Source organism: Pseudomonas sp. D4002, from assembly GCF_013385665.1.
Taxonomy (GTDB): Bacteria; Pseudomonadota; Gammaproteobacteria; order Pseudomonadales; family Pseudomonadaceae; genus Aquipseudomonas.
Genome location: NZ_JACAPN010000012.1, coordinates 108,578 through 123,505, shown reverse-complemented (window position 1 = coordinate 123,505; position 14,928 = coordinate 108,578). Strand labels below are relative to the sequence as shown.

Below are 14,928 nucleotides of genomic sequence, written 5' to 3'. Positions count from 1 at the left end.
GTTAAATTGATTTGTCGGGTTACTCGTTTTGCAGGCTGCGCTTGAAAATGTAACCTGTCAAATTAATTTAATGGGTTACTGATTGACGAATTTAGTAACTATTCAAAAGCGAAATCAGCGGTTACGATGGCGCGGACTTGAAGAGGATTTGCCATGCCCGCCATCACCCCATCCCCATTGGAACCCTACGTCCTGGCTGATCATCCCGTGCTGGACATGCTCAATACCCGGGCGAATGTCGACGGTGTGCCCTTTGAATTCTGGCAAGGCGATGCCGATGTCGAGCGCTGGCTGGTGCGGCTTGGCTGGGCCGAGGAGGGCGCAGTACCGGTATTTGAGGAGGGGGCACTGCTGGGCGCGGCGCGGGGATTGCGGGAAGTGATCCGCGTGTTACTGGAACAGCGCAAGGCCGGCCAGCAGGGCGATCCCGGCGCGCTGAATGCGTTCCTGCGCAAGGCGGTCAGTCACCCGCAACTGGCTTGGCCGGCGCCTGGCGAGTTGCGGCTGGAGCGCCAGCGCAAGGTGCAGACTGCCGAGCAGTTCCTGGCGCCGATTGCCGAAGCCGCCGCGACGTTACTGGTGGAAGGGGATTTCGGCCTGGTCCGCACCTGCGAACATCCCGAGTGCGTGCTGTGGTTCTACGACCGCACCAAGGGCCACAAGCGCCGCTGGTGCAGCATGGCGCTGTGTGGCAATCGGCATAAGGTGGCCGAGTTTCGCAAGCGCAAACTGGTGTAGACGTCCTCAGGATTCTGCCGGGCTTTCGCGCTCCAGCAACTGCCGCTTGCGCTCGACACCCCAGCGGTAGCCCGACAGATTGCCGTCGGCGCGCACCACGCGATGGCAGGGAATCGCCACCGCCAGGCTGTTGGCACCACATGCCTGGGCCACGGCGCGATAGGCGGTCGGCGCGCCGATGCGCTGGGCGATCTCGGCGTAGCTGGCGGTGCGCCCCACCGGGATTTCCCGCAAGGCTTGCCACACGCGTTCCTGAAACGCAGTGCCGCGCAAGTCCAGGGGCAAGTCCAGGCCCAGGGCCGGCGCTTCGATAAAGCCCACCACCTGGGCGATCAATTGTTCGAAGTCGTGATCGGCACCCAGCAGATTGGCGTGGGGAAACTGGTCCTGCAGGTCGCGCACCAGTTTGTCCGGGTCATCCCCCAGCAGGATCGCGCACACACCGCGATTGCTCTGGGCCACCAGAATGGCGCCCAATGAGCATTGGCCAACGGCAAAGCGAATATCCGTGTTGGTGCCGCCGGCTTTGTAGTCGCGGGGCTTCATGCCGAGCAATTGGTCGGCAGCCTCATAAAAGCGGCTGTTGGAATTGAAGCCGGCGTCGTACAGCGCATCGGTCACCGAGTGCTGGTCCTTGAGGCCGTCCCGTACCTTGCGCGAGCGATGAGCACTGCCGTAGCGCTTGGGCGTCAGGCCGGTCACCGCCTTGAACACCCGATGAAAATGGAACGGGCTCAAGCCGGCGAGGGCGGCCAGATCTTCAAGGGGCGGCAGGGTTTCGGCCTGTTCGATGTGCCGACAGGCCGCTGCCACCAGTTGCGCATGGCGTGCGGCCACCTGGGTCTGGTCCCCCGACGCGCGCTTGTTGGGCCGGTAGCCCGCCGCTTCAGCCTGTTGCGGGGTGTCGAAGAACTCGACGTTCTCCGGGCGCGGCCGCCGCGCGGAACTGCTGGGGCGGCAGTACACACCGGTGGTTTTCACACCATAGACGAAGGTCAAGTCGGCCTTGGCGTCACGGGCGACAATCGCGGCCCAGCGGGGGTCTTGTTCGGTGGCGTGGCGCGCGGTCATGGTGGTGGCTCCTGGTTGAAGAATGCCAGGTTAGTCCCGTGGGGCATTCCCATCACTCCGATGCTTGCGGTCAAATTCATCCGGCCGTGCGAAACGTCAGGTTGATGCGCTGCGGCCCCATGACCGGATGCGTGCCGGGCTTGATCGGCATCACGCCGTGAAAGCGCAGGCGGTCCACGCCGCCCCACACCACTACGTCGCCATGGAACAACGAGACTTTTTGCGTCTTGTCGCTGCGCTCATGGCCGCCGAACAGGAAGATCGCCGGTAAACCCAATGACACGGAGACCACCGGGGCGGCATAGCGCCGCTCGTTCTTGTCCTGGTGCAGGGACATTTTCGCGCCTGGCACATAGCGGTTGATCAAGCAGGCATCCGGCTCGAAATCGTCGAAACCTGCATCTGCTGCGGCCATCACGGCCAGTTCGCGCAATGCGGCCGGCAGGGCTGGCCAGGGTTGTTGGTTATTCGGGTCAATCGGGGAGTAGCGATAACCGGTGGAGTCGGTCGTCCAGCCCAATTCACCGCAACTGCTTAACGCCGCCGACATGGTAAAACCACCGGGCGTGACCATTTGCCGGAAGGGCGATTGAGCCAATACCCGTCGCAGTTCCGGTAGCAAACGCTCGACCCAGGGCAGGGCATAGCCCCTGAGGACGTAGGATTGTTCACCGATTTGCTCGCGCCCCGGGGGCTGTTGCAGCGCCTCATCGGCGAACAAATCGGCGGTTGATCCGGGAAGGGTCTTACTGCGCATCGTGAAAAATCACTCCCAAGGTATGCCGAGTACCACTGTGCAGAACACTGACCCCATGGCGCAAGGTCACCCGATGAAACCCCCTCACACTCGGCATGGGTCGCTGATTGACCGCGAAGATTACCGCGTCACCCTGATTAAGAGGGACGACCTGGGCCCGGGATTGCATTCTTGGCCGCTGCTCCGTCAGCACCAACTCCCCGCCACGAAAGTCCTCTCCCGGCTGCGACAACAGGATGGCAACTTGTAGGGGAAACACATGTTCCCCGTACAGATCCTGATGCAGGCAGTTGTAGTCGCCTGGGCCGTATTGCAGCAATAACGGGGTAGGGCGTTGCTGCCCGGCAGCGTGGCAGCGGGCAATGAAGTCGGCATGGTGCACCGGATAGGTGATCGGCAGGTTCATCTGTTCGTTCCAGCGATTGGCCTGGGGCGCCAGGAACCCATACAGCTGTTCACGCAGCGCGCAGATCGGCGCTGGCAGCGGGTAGCGGAAATATTTGTATTCGCCCCGGCCAAAGCCGTGCCTGGCCATCACCACATGGGAGCGAAACAATTCGGGTCGGGGGTAGTGGCCGCTCAGTTCAGCGCATTCCTGCTGATCCAGCAGGGCCGGAATCAGCGCGTTACCCTGTTCATCAAGGGCTTGCTCGATGGCGGCCCAGTCCAGCTTGGCCAGGCGTTCATGCAGTGGAGTGGAAGGCATCGACAAGTTCCTGTGGCAGCGCATTAGGGCTGCCAGTCTAGAAAGTCGTCAGCGTCAGAACACTCCGATGCTTGCGCTCGAATTACAGCGCCTTGCTCACATTGATGTCAGTAATCTCATCGCTGGCATCGTGGATTTTCGCCAGGGCTTCCTTGGCTTCCTCCACGCTGCCTGCTTGCAGTTGGGCGAACTCGAAGCGGCGCTCACCGTTGAGTTTGTACTTGATCACATATTTGGTGGTAGTCACGGGCATTCCTGTCAGCTCAGTTTCGAATTGGTGCGGCGCACAATGCGGATCTTGTGGGACAACGTCGGCTTTTTGGTCACGCTGATGGCGCGGCGGGTCACGACGTCCAGGGTGATGTTCCAGAACCCGGTGCTGGGCGCAGTGATTTTTGCCGGGAACTTGTCGAACGCGCCGCCGTGGTAAGTATGGCGGCCGCCGTTCTTGAAGCTGCGAAAGTTGGCATCGCTCATCAGGCGGATGTTGCAGGTTTGCGAGCATTCAATGACGACAATATCTCCTTCATTGAGGTGCTCACGCTGGTGGATGAATTTCATAAGGTGTCTCCAGAAGGGCTTTTTCTGAAAAATCAGAACGATACGTAGGTTAAGATGGAGTTTATCAGCCCCAGCACGTTTATTATCGGACCGTCGTCGACGACTTCGACAATTTAAAACAGTTATTTACCGAGTTATCAGGGATAAATCCTACGTGGGCGGGAGAAAAATACCTTCTTCGCTGTCGTAGGGTCTTTATCGGAGGTTTTTATATGAAGTGGAGTGTGTTGGTTCTGGCCCTGGCGTTGGGTGGATGTGCTTCGGTGGCGGATATCAAGCAGACCCCACCAACGCTGGCAGTGATCTCCGGGAAAAAACCACAGGAATACGCGGCGTGCGTTGTCCAGAAATTGTCTAAAACCCGCAGGCCTTCGCAGATCGAGCCTCACAAGGATGGTGTTCAAGTTATCGTACCGCAGAAGTTTTCTGCCGACCCGTCGGCCATTTTTGAAATTGAAGAGCGCTCCAGCGGGAGCAGTATCAAGCTCTACGAGAGCATGTCCAATGTGCCTATTCGTCCAGGTGACGTGAAGGCTGCGGGGGAAGCGTGCATTTCCGGCTGAGTCTGTAGCCGCCCACCTCGAATCCGATCAAGAAGCCCGTCCCTGCTGCCGCAGCGTCGGGCTTTTTTGTGCGCGATGTTCAGTACACCGTCCATTTGCTCGCGGATGAGTGTTGTCGCGATCGGGCCATTGCCCTACCATTTGTAGGCTTATGCCTAATTCGCCTAAGCATATAACTATAAAAATGGAGTCGTGATGATGTCTCTGGAACGAGTTCTGATGGGTAGCGCGTTGTTGCTGATGTTGGGCAATGCCCACGCGCTGGAGGGGAAAAACGTTTATATGCAGGGCGGCTCGCAGCCGGGAGCTGCGCCGTGCGTGGCCTGCCACGGGGCTGATGGCCTGGGGCTGGCAGCCGCGGGTTTTCCGCGTTTGGCCGGTTTATCGGCGGTGTATTTGCGTAAGCAGCTGCAGGATTTTAAAAGTGGCGCCCGGAACAGCCCGGTGATGCAGCCACTGGCCAACGCCCTGACGGAAGAGGAAGTCAGCGCTGTAACCCGGCAGCTGGCGGCAATGCCTGCGCCCGCACCTGTGCCGGTGCACCGCAGCGAGATGCCTACTGACGCTGCGCAAAAGATTGCCCTGCAAGGTGCGTGGGAGCGCCAGATTCCGGCCTGTGTCAGCTGTCATGGCCCGGCCGGCGTGGGCGTCGGCGACGGGTTTCCACCCCTGGCCGGACAATCTGCGGCCTACCTCGCGGCGCAGTTGAACGCCTGGCGCAGCGGCACGCGCCATAACGATCCGAATGATCTGATGGGCCATATCGCCAAATCCCTCAGCGCTGAAGAAGTGCAGGCCGTGGCCGCCTATTTTGCCTCGTTGAGCGGCCAGGAGGCCAAGCCATGAAGCGCTTCTTGTTTGCTCCGCTGCTGGGAAGCCTGATCGGCGTACCCGTCCATGCCGCCCCTATTGCCATGGAAGACCAGTCACAGTTGCAGCCAGCCGGCGCTCATGGGGCTGCCGTGCAGTTCCAGCCGCCCAAAGAAAGCGAGCTGCCGGACAACGCCTACGGCAAGCTGGTGAAACAGGGCTACGCGCTGTTTGTCGACACCAAGCGCCTGGCGCCGCAATTTGTCGGTAATGGCCTCAATTGCAGCAATTGCCACCTGGACCAGGGTCGCCTGGCCAATTCGGCGCCGCTGTGGGGTGCCTACCCGATGTACCCGGCGTATCGAAAAAAGAACGACAAGGTCAACACCTTCGCCGAGCGTTTGCAGGGCTGTTTCCAGTTCAGCATGAATGGCGGCACGCCACCGGCTGCAGACAGCCCGGAGATTACCGCGCTGTCGGTATATGCCTACTGGCTGGCGAGCAAGGCTCCCTTGGGCGTCGAACTGCCGGGCCGTGGCTACCCGGACGTGCCGGCACCCGCCAAGGGTTACGACCTGGCCCAGGGCGCAGAGGTCTACAAGGGCCAGTGCGCGGTGTGCCATGGCGCCGAAGGCCAGGGCCAGAAAGTGGGCGACAACTACGTGATGCCGCCGCTCTGGGGTAAAGACTCCTACAACTGGGGCGCCGGGATGCATCGAATCAATACGGCAGCGTCCTTCATCAAGCACAACATGCCCCTGGGCCAGGGCGGCAGCCTGACCGACCAGCAAGCCTGGGACGTGGCGGCCTACGTCAACCGTCACGAGCGTCCTCAGGACCCGCGCCTCGTGGACGGCTCCGTGGAGAAAACCCGGGTGAAGTTCCACGCCAATGACGGCGTCAATCTTTACGGGCAGACGGTCGATGGCGTACTGATTGGCCAAGGCATCCGTTAAACTGTCGATAACCCATAAAAAATGCCGCTGAATCAGCGGCATTGTCTTTTCGGAAACTCAGTCATGAAACGTGAGCAAGTCAGGGAACAGCATGCAGGGGGGCATATTTCTGCGACCCATGTGATTCAAAATCCCGCGGATACGGGCGAGTGGATCGTGTTCTTCAAGAAGAGCGGCGGTCGCAGTTACTTCCTGGTGGATGACCAGGATGAAGTCGAATCCTTCTCCCGCCTGGACGACTTGATCGAGACCATTCGCGGCCTGGGCATCAAGTTCGCCGAAATTCACATGTAATTATTTGCAGACCACCGTCACGCTGCGGGTCTTGTAGTTGCCGACATCCTTGCCCAGGGTCTTGTCGCTTTCTTTCAGGGCCGGTGTGCCTTCGGTGCCGACAATCCGGTAGCCGGTGCCCGCGCAGGACGCATCAGCCTTTTCATAACAGCTGGCCCAGGAGTTGGCTTCGCCGGAGCAGTCGATGGCCAGTCCTTGTTCGCCGTTCTTCAGGACCGTGTCGGAAGTGGTGGTGCAGCCACCGGTAAGCGCCAGTACCGCAATCAGTGCCAGGATCTTGTTCATGTAGGAGTCGTCATCAGGGTGTTGGAGGGGAGCGCTGACACTGTCGTGGGGCGTTACAGGCGAGATTATAGCGAACCGCCATCAACGTACAGACAAACACAAAAAAGCCCCGTCAAACGAGGCTTGATTGGCGTTACCGCGGTGTTACTTGGTTTTCGGACGCTTGCTCGACGCGTGGCCGGCCTCATCCACAAACACTTCGGCCACGGCACAGGCTTGAGCTTCGGTCGCGAATGCGCCGGCAACGCTGTCGCCATGGAAGTTGATCAAGTGCCAGCCGTCCGCTCGCTTGGTGATCAGGTAGCCGTTCACGCCTTTTGGTTCTGACATCTATCAATCTCGTTGTCTGGTTCAAGGGCGTAATGATAGCGCCAAACGGCGTGGGGCGGCGCAAGTTGTTGCAGGTCAGTGCCGATCGCCATAAAGCATGCTAAAAAGGTTGGAGCCCTTTGAATGACGGGCACAAGCCGACGATTTCTAACAGCGGCGAAGGTACTTGATTGAATGCCGGCGGAACTTACGCCGACATTTTTTCTCTATGTTGACATCGCAACGCCAGCAGGACCCATTGTAAGGTGACTGCGGCCTGATTAGACTGCGCCGAATTTCGTACGCACAGCCCTTTGTAAGGACTCATATGATCAAGAAATGCTTGTTCCCAGCAGCCGGTTACGGCACTCGCTTCCTGCCAGCGACCAAGGCCATGCCCAAAGAAATGCTGCCGGTGGTGAACAAGCCACTGATCCAGTATGGCGTGGAAGAAGCACTGGATGCCGGCCTGAACGAAATCTCGATCGTGACCGGCCGTGGCAAACGCGCCCTGGAAGACCACTTCGACATCAGCTACGAGCTGGAAAACCAGATCAAGGGCACCGACAAGGAAAAATACCTGGTCGGCATCCGTAAGCTGCTCGACGAGTGCTCGTTCTCCTACACCCGCCAGACCCAAATGAAAGGCCTGGGTCACGCGATCCTGACCGGTCGTCCGCTGATCGGTGACGAACCGTTCGCCGTGGTACTGGCCGATGACCTGTGTGTAAACCTGGAAGGCGACGGCGTCCTGACCCAGATGGTCAAGCTGTACCAGAAGTACCGTTGCACCATCGTCGCGGTTCAAGAGGTCGATCCTCAGGAAACCAACAAGTACGGCGTGATTGCCGGCGACGATATCGGTGATGGCCTGATCCGCGTACGCGACATGGTTGAAAAGCCAGCGCCGGAAGATGCTCCGTCGAACCTGGCGATCATCGGCCGCTACATCCTGACCCCGGACATCTTCAAGCTGATCGAAGAAACCGAGCCGGGCAAGGGTGGCGAGATCCAGATCACCGACGCCCTGCTGAAGCAGGCAAAAGACGGTTGCGTGATTGCCTACAAGTTCAAGGGTCGTCGTTTTGACTGCGGTGGCGCTGAAGGCTACATCGAAGCGACCAACTTCTGCTACGAGCACTTCTACAAGACTGGCAAGGCTTACTGATTTATCGTTGCCAGCCCGTTGAAAAAGCCTGCGAGTCGAAAGACCGCAGGTTTTTTTATGCCTTGCCCAAATAGCGGCTGGGGGCTTCGCCCAGTACCCGCTTGAACATTGCACCAAACGCATTGCCGTTGGCATAGCCCATGTCCCGTGCAATAGCCCCCAATGGTCGGCCCTGGGCTAACTGGCAAACGGCTTCGGCAATCCGTAGCTGCTGGCGCCATTGGTTGAAGCTCAGCCCGGTTTCATCCCGAAACCGCCGGCGCAGGGTGCGCACGCTGGCGCCGATGGATTCACTCCAGTCTTCCAGGGTGGCCGGGTTCGCCGGGTCTTCCAGAAGCATTTCACACACACTGAGCAGGCGTTTGTCCCGGGGCAATGGCAGGCTGCAGCCTTCGGTTTCAGTCGCGGATATCAACTGGTGCAGCAGCAATGGCGTGAGCAGGGCAGTGTGGGCGTCGGGTGCGAGCATGCCCAGAATCAGCTCCCGCAGCAGCGGCTCCACCCTGATCAATCGGCAGGATTGCCACGCCGTGGGTAATTGATCGCTTTCCACGTACAGTGCGCGCATCGCAACCTCACCGACCATGTGCAATTCATGGTCGACACCCGGCGCAATCCAAAAGCCGTATGCCGGCGGGACGGTCCAGGCGCCCATGCGGGTCAGCACCCGGATCACGCCTTGGGTGGCGTGCACCAGTTGGCCATATTCATGGCTGTGCCAAATCTCCCGTGCGCCATCGACATAGTCATGGGCCCGAACCCGCAATTCCTCGCTGGTGCTGCGAGCGGGCGCCCCAAAGCGTTTACGCCAGATGTTGTCCAATCAAGAATGATTCCTGAGATGTAGGTTGGAACGGTCATTAATTGACCCGTGCGCGTAGAAGAATGACCGGATCTTTAACGCGATTCAATATTAAATAAGAACGATTAACAAAAAGACTTTTCAAGGAATCGTCATGTCCGGTGCGTTGTCTTCTCCTCCGTTTTACCTTTCCAGGCTGGCGCTGGTGGTGTTGGCGCTTGCTCCTGTTGTGTGGGCCGATGACGCGCCCATCGTGTTGAAGGACACCGCGGTGACAGCCGCCGAGGCCGAGCCGGCAGAGGGCGTGGTGCCAGGCTATGTGGCGCGCAACACCACCGTGGGCACCAAAACCGGCGCGCCGATCGTGGAGACGCCGCAATCGATCTCGGTGGTCAGCCGCCAGCAGATGGATGACCAGGCGGCGCAAACCGTCGACCAGGCATTGCGCTACACACCAGGGGTTTACTCCCAGGATAACGACCTGCGGTTTGACCAGTTGAGCATTCGCGGCTTCGATGCCGACTCCTACCTCGACGGGCTCAAGCTCAATCGCACGACCTGGTTCGCTACGCCTCGGGTCGACCCTTGGTTTCTGGAGCGCATCGACGTGCTGCGCGGGCCAGCTTCCGTGCTGTACGGCCAGAGCGGGCCGGGCGGCCTGGTGGACATGCAGAGCAAGCGGCCGACGGATGAGCCACTGCACGTGTTGCAAATGAGCGTGGGCAATGACAACCGCTATCAGGCCGGCTTCGATTTTGGCGGGCGCCTGGACGAGCAGGGCGATGTGACCTATCGGCTGACCGGGCTGGGCCGCATGGCCGATACCCAGACCGATCACATCAAGGACCAGCGCATCGCCATCGCGCCGGCCATCACCTGGAACATCGACGACGACACCAGCCTGACCCTGCTGGCCAACTATCAATACGACCCGGAAGGTGGGCTGTTCAACCCGGTACCCGCGTATGGCACCGCGCTGCACAACCCGAATGGGCGCTTGCGCCCCGATGATTACCTGGGCGACCCGGACCGCGATCGCTTCAAGCGCAATCAGTTTTCCCTGGGCTACGCGTTCAGCCACCGGTTCAACGACACCTGGAGCTTTCGCCAGCACCTGCGCTATATGCATGATGACGTCGACTACTACCAGACTTCCCTCACCGGGCCGCTGGACGCCAACCTTGCCACCGCGCCGCTCTGGGCCAACGTCAATCATGAGCACCTTGGCCAGTTCGCCCTTGATAACCAGTTGCAGTCCGACTTCAGCACCGGCCCGGTCAAGCACACTGTGCTGATGGGGGCGGACTTCCAGCGGCTGTTGCAGACCATCAACCGGGGCGGTCAGTATTTCCCGAGTGCGATCAATATCTACAACCCCGACTTCAGCGCCTTGCCGAGGGTGCCGGTGTCCATCAACCAATACACCACCCAGAGCCAGTTTGGCGTGTACCTGCAGGACCAGCTCAGCTTCGACCATTGGCGCTGGCTGATCGGTGTGCGGCAAGACTGGGCGCGTACCTACGACAATCAGGACAGCGCGTTGACCGGCGCCAACCTGAGCAACACGCGCCAGCACGACGAGAAACTCACCTGGCGTTCGGGCCTGAGCTACGTGTTTGATAACGGCGTTGCGCCGTATGTCAGCTACAGCGAATCGTTCCAGCCGCAACTGGGCACTGACCGGCTGGGCGCGACATTTGTGCCGACCACCGGCAAGCAGTACGAAGCCGGCGTTAAATACCAGCCTGTGGGCTCCCGCAGCCTGTACAGCGCGGCAGTGTTCGACCTGCGTCAGCAAAACGTCCTGACCACCGACGATGTCGACCCCAATTTTGCCACCCAGAAAGGCGAAATCCGCTCCCGCGGCATCGAGCTGGAAGCCCATGCCGAGGTCACCTCGAACCTCAGCCTGATCGGTTTTTACACCTGGATGGACCAGCGCATCCTCAAATCCAATGACGGCGACCAGGGCGAACACCCGACCGGCATCCCGGGCAAGAGTGCCTCGCTGTGGGCGGACTACACCTTCCACGACGGCCCGCTGCAGGGCGTCGGTTTCGCGGCGGGTGCGCGCTATTTCGGGCCGAGCTACGGCAGCGCCGACAACACGCTGGAGGTGTCATCGCGCACGCTGTTTGATGCCGCGGCGCACTATGACGTGCAGAACTGGCGCCTGGCCCTCAACGCCAGCAACCTGTTCAACAAGGAATACCTGGCCTACTGCAGCAACGGTTTCCTTTGCTACTGGGGCGCAACCCGTTCGTTGCAGGCCAGCGCGACGTATCGCTGGTAAGGCGCTGACCTCTGGCGCGGCAGCAGGTATGCTGTTGTCCTGCCGAGGAGAGTGAAATGGCCTACGATTTTGACCTTTATGTAATTGGTGCCGGTTCCGGCGGTGTGCGCGCTGCACGATTCGCTGCGGGTTTTGGCGCCAAAGTGGCAGTGGCTGAAAGCCGCTACCTGGGCGGTACCTGCGTGAATGTGGGCTGCGTGCCGAAGAAACTGTTGGTATACGGCGCGCATTTCGCCGAAGACTTCGAGCAGGCCAGCGGTTTTGGCTGGTCCCTGGGTGAGGCGAATTTCGATTGGGCGACCCTGATCGCCAACAAGGATCGTGAAATCAACCGCCTCAATGGCATCTACCGCAACCTGCTGGTCAACAGCGGCGTGGCCCTGCACGAAGGGCATGCGCGGCTGGTGGACCCGCACCAGGTAGAAATCAACGGCGAGCGTTTTACCGCCAAGCACATTCTGGTGGCCACCGGTGGCTGGCCGCAGATCCCGGACATCCCGGGGCGCGAGCACGCCATTGGCTCCAATGAGGCGTTCTTCCTCAAGGAGCTGCCCAAGCGTGTGCTGGTAGTCGGCGGTGGCTATATCGCCGTCGAGTTCGCCGGGATTTTCCATGGCCTGGGCGCACAGACTTCGCTGCTGTATCGCGGCGACCTGTTCCTGCGCGGTTTTGACGGCTCGGTGCGCACGCACTTGAAGGAGGAGCTGACCAAGCGCGGCCTGGACCTGCAGTTCAACGCCGACATCGAGCGTATCGACAAGCAGGCCGATGGCAGCCTCAAGGCCACCTTGAAAGATGGCCGCGTGCTGGAAGCCGATTGCGTGTTCTACGCCACCGGCCGACGCCCGATGCTCGATAACCTGGGGCTGGAAAACACTGGCGTCAAGTTGGACAAGCGCGGCTTTGTCGAAGTGGATGAGCTGTACCAGACCGCCGAACCGTCGATCCTGGCGATTGGTGATGTGATCGGCCGCGTGCAACTGACGCCAGTGGCCCTGGCTGAAGGCATGGCCGTGGCACGTCGCTTGTTCAAGCCTGAGCAATATCGTCCGGTGGACTACGCGATGATCCCGACGGCGGTGTTCAGCCTGCCGAATATCGGCACCGTGGGCCTCAGCGAAGAGCAGGCCCGTGAAGACGGGCACAAGGTGCAGGTGTTCGAAAGCCGCTTCCGGCCGATGAAACTGACCCTGACCGACTGCCAGGAAAAGACCCTGATGAAGCTGGTGGTCGACGCCGAGACCGACAAGGTCCTGGGTTGCCACATGGTCGGCCCCGACGCTGGCGAGATCGTGCAGGGCCTGGCGATCGCGCTCAAGGCGGGCGCGACCAAGCAGCATTTCGATGAAACCATCGGCGTGCACCCAACGGCGGCGGAAGAGTTCGTCACCATGCGCACGCCAGTGGCGCAGTAATCAGCCCTCGTTAGTTGCTTCCGGCGCCGTCGCAACGGCGGCTGCCAGGCGCAGCGCATCAATACTGGCCTGGGCCTTGACCAGGTCCAGTTCCAGGGTTTTGTTGGCCTTCTGATGCTCGGCCAGCGCTTCCTGGCGCGCCTGATTCTCCAGTTGGGCAACCCGCAAGCGCTCCTGCAACAGGGTACGCTCGCTGTCGATCACGCTCACTTGCTCGCTCAATTGACGCTGCTGTTCGCGGTCCTGGCGAGCCTGTTCCTGCAGTGCGCTCAATTCCTTCACGGTCACCCGATGCTCGATCAGCAGGCGCTCGTTATCGCGGTGCAACTGAGTGATTTCATCCTGGCGCACCATCGCGCTCTGCTGGGCCTGGCGCAGCTCTGCCTGGACCTGCTGCAACTGGCCTTCATGGCGACGCTGTTCCTGCTCACGCTGGTCCTTGATCGCATTGCGGTAATGCTCCAGGGCGTCCCGGGCATGCAGGTGCTTCTCTTCCAGTGAGCGAATCTGCTCGTCCTTGTCGTTGATCCGCAACTCGTAATCGCTGCACGCCTGGCTCAGCCCGGCGTTGCGGGTTTGCTCGGTTTGCAGGCTGGAGCGAGTGCTTTGCAAGGCCGCGCTTTCATCGGCCAGGGCGGCGGACTGGATATCGAACTGCTGCTTGAGCTGGGAGTGGGCCGCTTCCAGCTCCTCAACCTGGGCGAGCAGGGCGGTTTTCTGTTGCTGGAACTGCGCCAGGGCCAGGTCGATAGGCTCCTGGGCCTTCTCCTTCAGGCGCTGGGCCAGTCGCGCCACCAGTTCACCCAGTTCGTCGTCAATGGGCGCTTCGGTGATGGTCTGACGGGTTTCGCTTTCGTCCAGCTCCTTCAGATAGCGATGAATCGTGGTTTTCGAGCCGGTATTGCCCATCTCGATGCGTACTGCATCGATGCTCGGGTTTTCGCCACGGGCAAGGATCGCCAGGCGTGCCGTTTGAACTACTGCTTTATTGATGCCGCCGCGAGCCATGGAGTCTCCGTCGATTTGGTACTGTGGTACGTAGTATGTATATACGTACTATATCACGATTGTTTTAAAGCCGAAATTGATGATTTATCAGATGGGATATTGGCGTATTATCCCGTGTGATACAGGTTTTGAAATGGACAACAGCCAATGGCAGTACGGGCATGAGTGAGCTGGACCGTTATCTGAATGCGGCCACCCGCGATAACACCCGCCGCAGCTATCGAGCGGCAATCGAGCATTTCGAGGTGAATTGGGGTGGATTCCTGCCGGCGACCAGCGACAGCGTGGCGCGCTATCTGGTGGCGCATGCGGGCGTGCTGTCGGTCAACACGTTGAAGCTGCGTTTATCGGCGCTGGCCCAGTGGCACACCAGCCAGGGGTTTCCTGATCCGACCAAGGCGCCAGTGGTGCGCAAAGTCCTGAAAGGCATTCGCGCCCTGCACCCGGCTCAGGAAAAACAGGCGGAGCCATTACAGCTGCAGCACCTGGAGCAGGTCATCCAGTTCCTCGAACAGGAAGGCCACGACGCCCGAGGCGCAGAAGACCATCCCCGATGGCTGCGGGCCAAGCGTGACGCAGCGTTGATCCTGCTGGGTTTCTGGCGTGGCTTTCGCAGTGATGAGTTATGCCGGTTGAATATCGAGCACGTGCAGGCGGTGCCCGGTTCGGGCATCACCCTGTATCTACCGCGCAGCAAAAGCGATCGGGAAAATATCGGCCGCACCTACCAGACGCCGGCGCTGTTGCGGCTGTGCCCGGTGCAGGCCTATAGCGAATGGCTCAGCGCTTCAGCGCTGGTGCGCGGCCCGGTGTTTCGCGGCATTGATCGCTGGGGCAACCTGGGCGAGGAGGGCTTGCACGCCAACAGCGTGATCCCGCTGTTGCGCCAGGCGCTGGAGCGTGCCGGGATTGCGGCCGATCAGTACACCAGCCACTCCCTGCGCCGGGGCTTCGCTACCTGGGCTCATCGCAGTGGCTGGGACTTGAAGTCGTTGATGACTTACGTCGGCTGGAAAGACATGAAATCGGCCATGCGCTATGTTGAAGCGACGCCCTTTCTCGGCATGACCCGGGCATCCCTCGAGTGATTCAAGGTTTCTTCTATTAATACAGTCTCTTGATAGTGAAAACCAATCGTCAGCATCAGGTTTGCCAATGAGCCATCGGCCGGGAGAGTGGGTAGGATTCACCT

General features: G+C 60.2%; 18 protein-coding genes. 9 read left to right on the top strand and 9 right to left on the bottom strand.

Features of this window, described 5'->3' with window-relative positions; genetic code table 11:
- Positions 1–153: 153 nt before the first annotated feature.
- A complete protein-coding gene (locus tag HX824_RS05320) occupies positions 154–738 on the top strand; it encodes an ABATE domain-containing protein (protein WP_087693903.1) in 585 nt (194 codons plus the stop codon).
- A 6-nt stretch (positions 739–744) separates the two neighbouring features.
- Here the strand turns inward: HX824_RS05320 and ada are convergent, their stop codons facing one another.
- The 5 genes from ada to HX824_RS05295 all read right to left on the bottom strand — a co-directional run bounded on the left by ada (position 745) and on the right by HX824_RS05295 (position 3,833).
- Positions 745–1,809 carry a bifunctional DNA-binding transcriptional regulator/O6-methylguanine-DNA methyltransferase Ada gene (ada, locus tag HX824_RS05315; RefSeq protein WP_102604915.1) on the bottom strand — a complete coding sequence of 355 codons (1,065 nt, stop codon included), beginning with the start codon at positions 1,807–1,809 and terminating at the stop codon, positions 745–747.
- A gap of 76 nt (positions 1,810–1,885) precedes the next feature.
- Positions 1,886–2,566 (bottom strand): DNA oxidative demethylase AlkB, encoded by a 681-nt coding sequence (alkB, locus tag HX824_RS05310; protein ID WP_008432502.1) that lies wholly within the window; start codon positions 2,564–2,566, stop codon positions 1,886–1,888.
- Positions 2,556–3,272: a 2OG-Fe(II) oxygenase gene (locus HX824_RS05305; protein ID WP_177054230.1), complete on the bottom strand. Its 717-nt coding sequence runs from the start codon at positions 3,270–3,272 to the stop codon at positions 2,556–2,558. Before HX824_RS05305 ends, alkB begins: the two co-directional genes overlap by 11 nt.
- An 82-nt stretch (positions 3,273–3,354) precedes the next feature.
- A complete protein-coding gene (locus HX824_RS05300) occupies positions 3,355–3,519 on the bottom strand; it encodes a hypothetical protein (protein ID WP_166742130.1) in 165 nt (54 codons plus the stop codon).
- Positions 3,520–3,530: 11 nt separating this feature from the next.
- Positions 3,531–3,833, bottom strand: a complete 303-nt coding sequence (locus HX824_RS05295; protein WP_003212586.1) for a DUF1883 domain-containing protein — start codon at positions 3,831–3,833, stop codon at positions 3,531–3,533.
- Positions 3,834–4,045: 212 nt separating this feature from the next.
- On the opposite strand from HX824_RS05295, the gene HX824_RS05290 reads away from it, so the two are divergent.
- From HX824_RS05290 to HX824_RS05275, 4 genes are all read left to right on the top strand, one after another.
- Positions 4,046–4,396, top strand: coding sequence for a hypothetical protein (locus HX824_RS05290; RefSeq protein WP_003212585.1), 351 nt, complete (start codon positions 4,046–4,048; stop codon positions 4,394–4,396).
- A 195-nt stretch (positions 4,397–4,591) separates the two neighbouring features.
- On the top strand, positions 4,592–5,242 hold the full coding sequence (locus tag HX824_RS05285; protein ID WP_250884653.1) for a c-type cytochrome: 651 nt from the start codon (positions 4,592–4,594) through the stop codon (positions 5,240–5,242).
- Complete coding sequence (locus tag HX824_RS05280; RefSeq protein WP_003212583.1) at positions 5,239–6,162, top strand: c-type cytochrome; 924 nt, start codon at positions 5,239–5,241, stop codon at positions 6,160–6,162. Before HX824_RS05285 ends, HX824_RS05280 begins: the two co-directional genes overlap by 4 nt.
- A 63-nt stretch (positions 6,163–6,225) precedes the next feature.
- Positions 6,226–6,456 (top strand): hypothetical protein, encoded by a 231-nt coding sequence (locus HX824_RS05275; RefSeq protein ID WP_003212582.1) that lies wholly within the window; start codon positions 6,226–6,228, stop codon positions 6,454–6,456.
- Here HX824_RS05275 and HX824_RS05270 read toward each other — a convergent pair whose 3' ends face one another.
- Both HX824_RS05270 and HX824_RS05265 read right to left on the bottom strand, forming a co-directional pair.
- Positions 6,457–6,741: a hypothetical protein gene (locus tag HX824_RS05270; RefSeq protein WP_003212581.1), complete on the bottom strand. Its 285-nt coding sequence runs from the start codon at positions 6,739–6,741 to the stop codon at positions 6,457–6,459.
- 144 nt (positions 6,742–6,885) lie between these two features.
- Positions 6,886–7,071 (bottom strand): hypothetical protein, encoded by a 186-nt coding sequence (locus tag HX824_RS05265; protein ID WP_003212580.1) that lies wholly within the window; start codon positions 7,069–7,071, stop codon positions 6,886–6,888.
- A gap of 307 nt (positions 7,072–7,378) precedes the next feature.
- Here HX824_RS05265 and galU point away from each other — a divergent pair, with 307 nt between their 5' ends.
- The gene (gene galU, locus HX824_RS05260) at positions 7,379–8,218 is read left to right on the top strand and encodes a UTP--glucose-1-phosphate uridylyltransferase GalU (protein WP_003212579.1); all 840 of its coding nucleotides are present in this window, start codon (positions 7,379–7,381) and stop codon (positions 8,216–8,218) included.
- A gap of 55 nt (positions 8,219–8,273) precedes the next feature.
- On the opposite strand, the gene HX824_RS05255 is transcribed toward galU, so the two are convergent.
- Positions 8,274–9,041 (bottom strand): helix-turn-helix domain-containing protein, encoded by a 768-nt coding sequence (locus HX824_RS05255; RefSeq protein WP_102604912.1) that lies wholly within the window; start codon positions 9,039–9,041, stop codon positions 8,274–8,276.
- A 133-nt stretch (positions 9,042–9,174) separates the two neighbouring features.
- Between HX824_RS05255 and HX824_RS05250 the strand changes: the two genes are divergently transcribed.
- Complete coding sequence (locus HX824_RS05250; RefSeq protein ID WP_102604911.1) at positions 9,175–11,313, top strand: TonB-dependent siderophore receptor; 2,139 nt, start codon at positions 9,175–9,177, stop codon at positions 11,311–11,313.
- A 56-nt stretch (positions 11,314–11,369) separates the two neighbouring features.
- Positions 11,370–12,728, top strand: a complete 1,359-nt coding sequence (gene gorA / locus HX824_RS05245) for a glutathione-disulfide reductase (protein WP_177049509.1) — start codon at positions 11,370–11,372, stop codon at positions 12,726–12,728.
- Here gorA and HX824_RS05240 read toward each other — a convergent pair whose 3' ends face one another.
- Entirely contained in the window at positions 12,729–13,736 is a 1,008-nt protein-coding gene (locus tag HX824_RS05240) for a DNA-binding protein (RefSeq protein ID WP_177054229.1), read from the bottom strand.
- A gap of 161 nt (positions 13,737–13,897) precedes the next feature.
- Between HX824_RS05240 and HX824_RS05235 the strand changes: the two genes are divergently transcribed.
- Complete coding sequence (locus HX824_RS05235; protein ID WP_102369017.1) at positions 13,898–14,824, top strand: site-specific integrase; 927 nt, start codon at positions 13,898–13,900, stop codon at positions 14,822–14,824.
- The last annotated feature ends 104 nt before the right edge of the window (positions 14,825–14,928 follow it).

What these genes read in the sequence shown, in the direction of transcription:
- HX824_RS05320 (WP_087693903.1), top strand. Translation starts at nt 154, where the DNA reads ATGCCCGCCATCACCCCATCCCCATTGGAACCCTACGTCCTGGCTGAT.
- ada (WP_102604915.1), bottom strand. Translation starts at nt 1,809, where the DNA reads ATGACCGCGCGCCACGCCACCGAACAAGACCCCCGCTGGGCCGCGATT.
- alkB (WP_008432502.1), bottom strand. Translation starts at nt 2,566, where the DNA reads ATGCGCAGTAAGACCCTTCCCGGATCAACCGCCGATTTGTTCGCCGAT.
- HX824_RS05305 (WP_177054230.1), bottom strand. Translation starts at nt 3,272, where the DNA reads ATGCCTTCCACTCCACTGCATGAACGCCTGGCCAAGCTGGACTGGGCC.
- HX824_RS05295 (WP_003212586.1), bottom strand. Translation starts at nt 3,833, where the DNA reads ATGAAATTCATCCACCAGCGTGAGCACCTCAATGAAGGAGATATTGTC.
- HX824_RS05290 (WP_003212585.1), top strand. Translation starts at nt 4,046, where the DNA reads ATGAAGTGGAGTGTGTTGGTTCTGGCCCTGGCGTTGGGTGGATGTGCT.
- HX824_RS05285 (WP_250884653.1), top strand. Translation starts at nt 4,592, where the DNA reads ATGATGTCTCTGGAACGAGTTCTGATGGGTAGCGCGTTGTTGCTGATG.
- HX824_RS05280 (WP_003212583.1), top strand. Translation starts at nt 5,239, where the DNA reads ATGAAGCGCTTCTTGTTTGCTCCGCTGCTGGGAAGCCTGATCGGCGTA.
- HX824_RS05275 (WP_003212582.1), top strand. Translation starts at nt 6,226, where the DNA reads ATGAAACGTGAGCAAGTCAGGGAACAGCATGCAGGGGGGCATATTTCT.
- HX824_RS05270 (WP_003212581.1), bottom strand. Translation starts at nt 6,741, where the DNA reads ATGAACAAGATCCTGGCACTGATTGCGGTACTGGCGCTTACCGGTGGC.
- HX824_RS05265 (WP_003212580.1), bottom strand. Translation starts at nt 7,071, where the DNA reads ATGTCAGAACCAAAAGGCGTGAACGGCTACCTGATCACCAAGCGAGCG.
- galU (WP_003212579.1), top strand. Translation starts at nt 7,379, where the DNA reads ATGATCAAGAAATGCTTGTTCCCAGCAGCCGGTTACGGCACTCGCTTC.
- HX824_RS05250 (WP_102604911.1), top strand. Translation starts at nt 9,175, where the DNA reads ATGTCCGGTGCGTTGTCTTCTCCTCCGTTTTACCTTTCCAGGCTGGCG.
- gorA (WP_177049509.1), top strand. Translation starts at nt 11,370, where the DNA reads ATGGCCTACGATTTTGACCTTTATGTAATTGGTGCCGGTTCCGGCGGT.
- HX824_RS05240 (WP_177054229.1), bottom strand. Translation starts at nt 13,736, where the DNA reads ATGGCTCGCGGCGGCATCAATAAAGCAGTAGTTCAAACGGCACGCCTG.
- HX824_RS05235 (WP_102369017.1), top strand. Translation starts at nt 13,898, where the DNA reads ATGAGTGAGCTGGACCGTTATCTGAATGCGGCCACCCGCGATAACACC.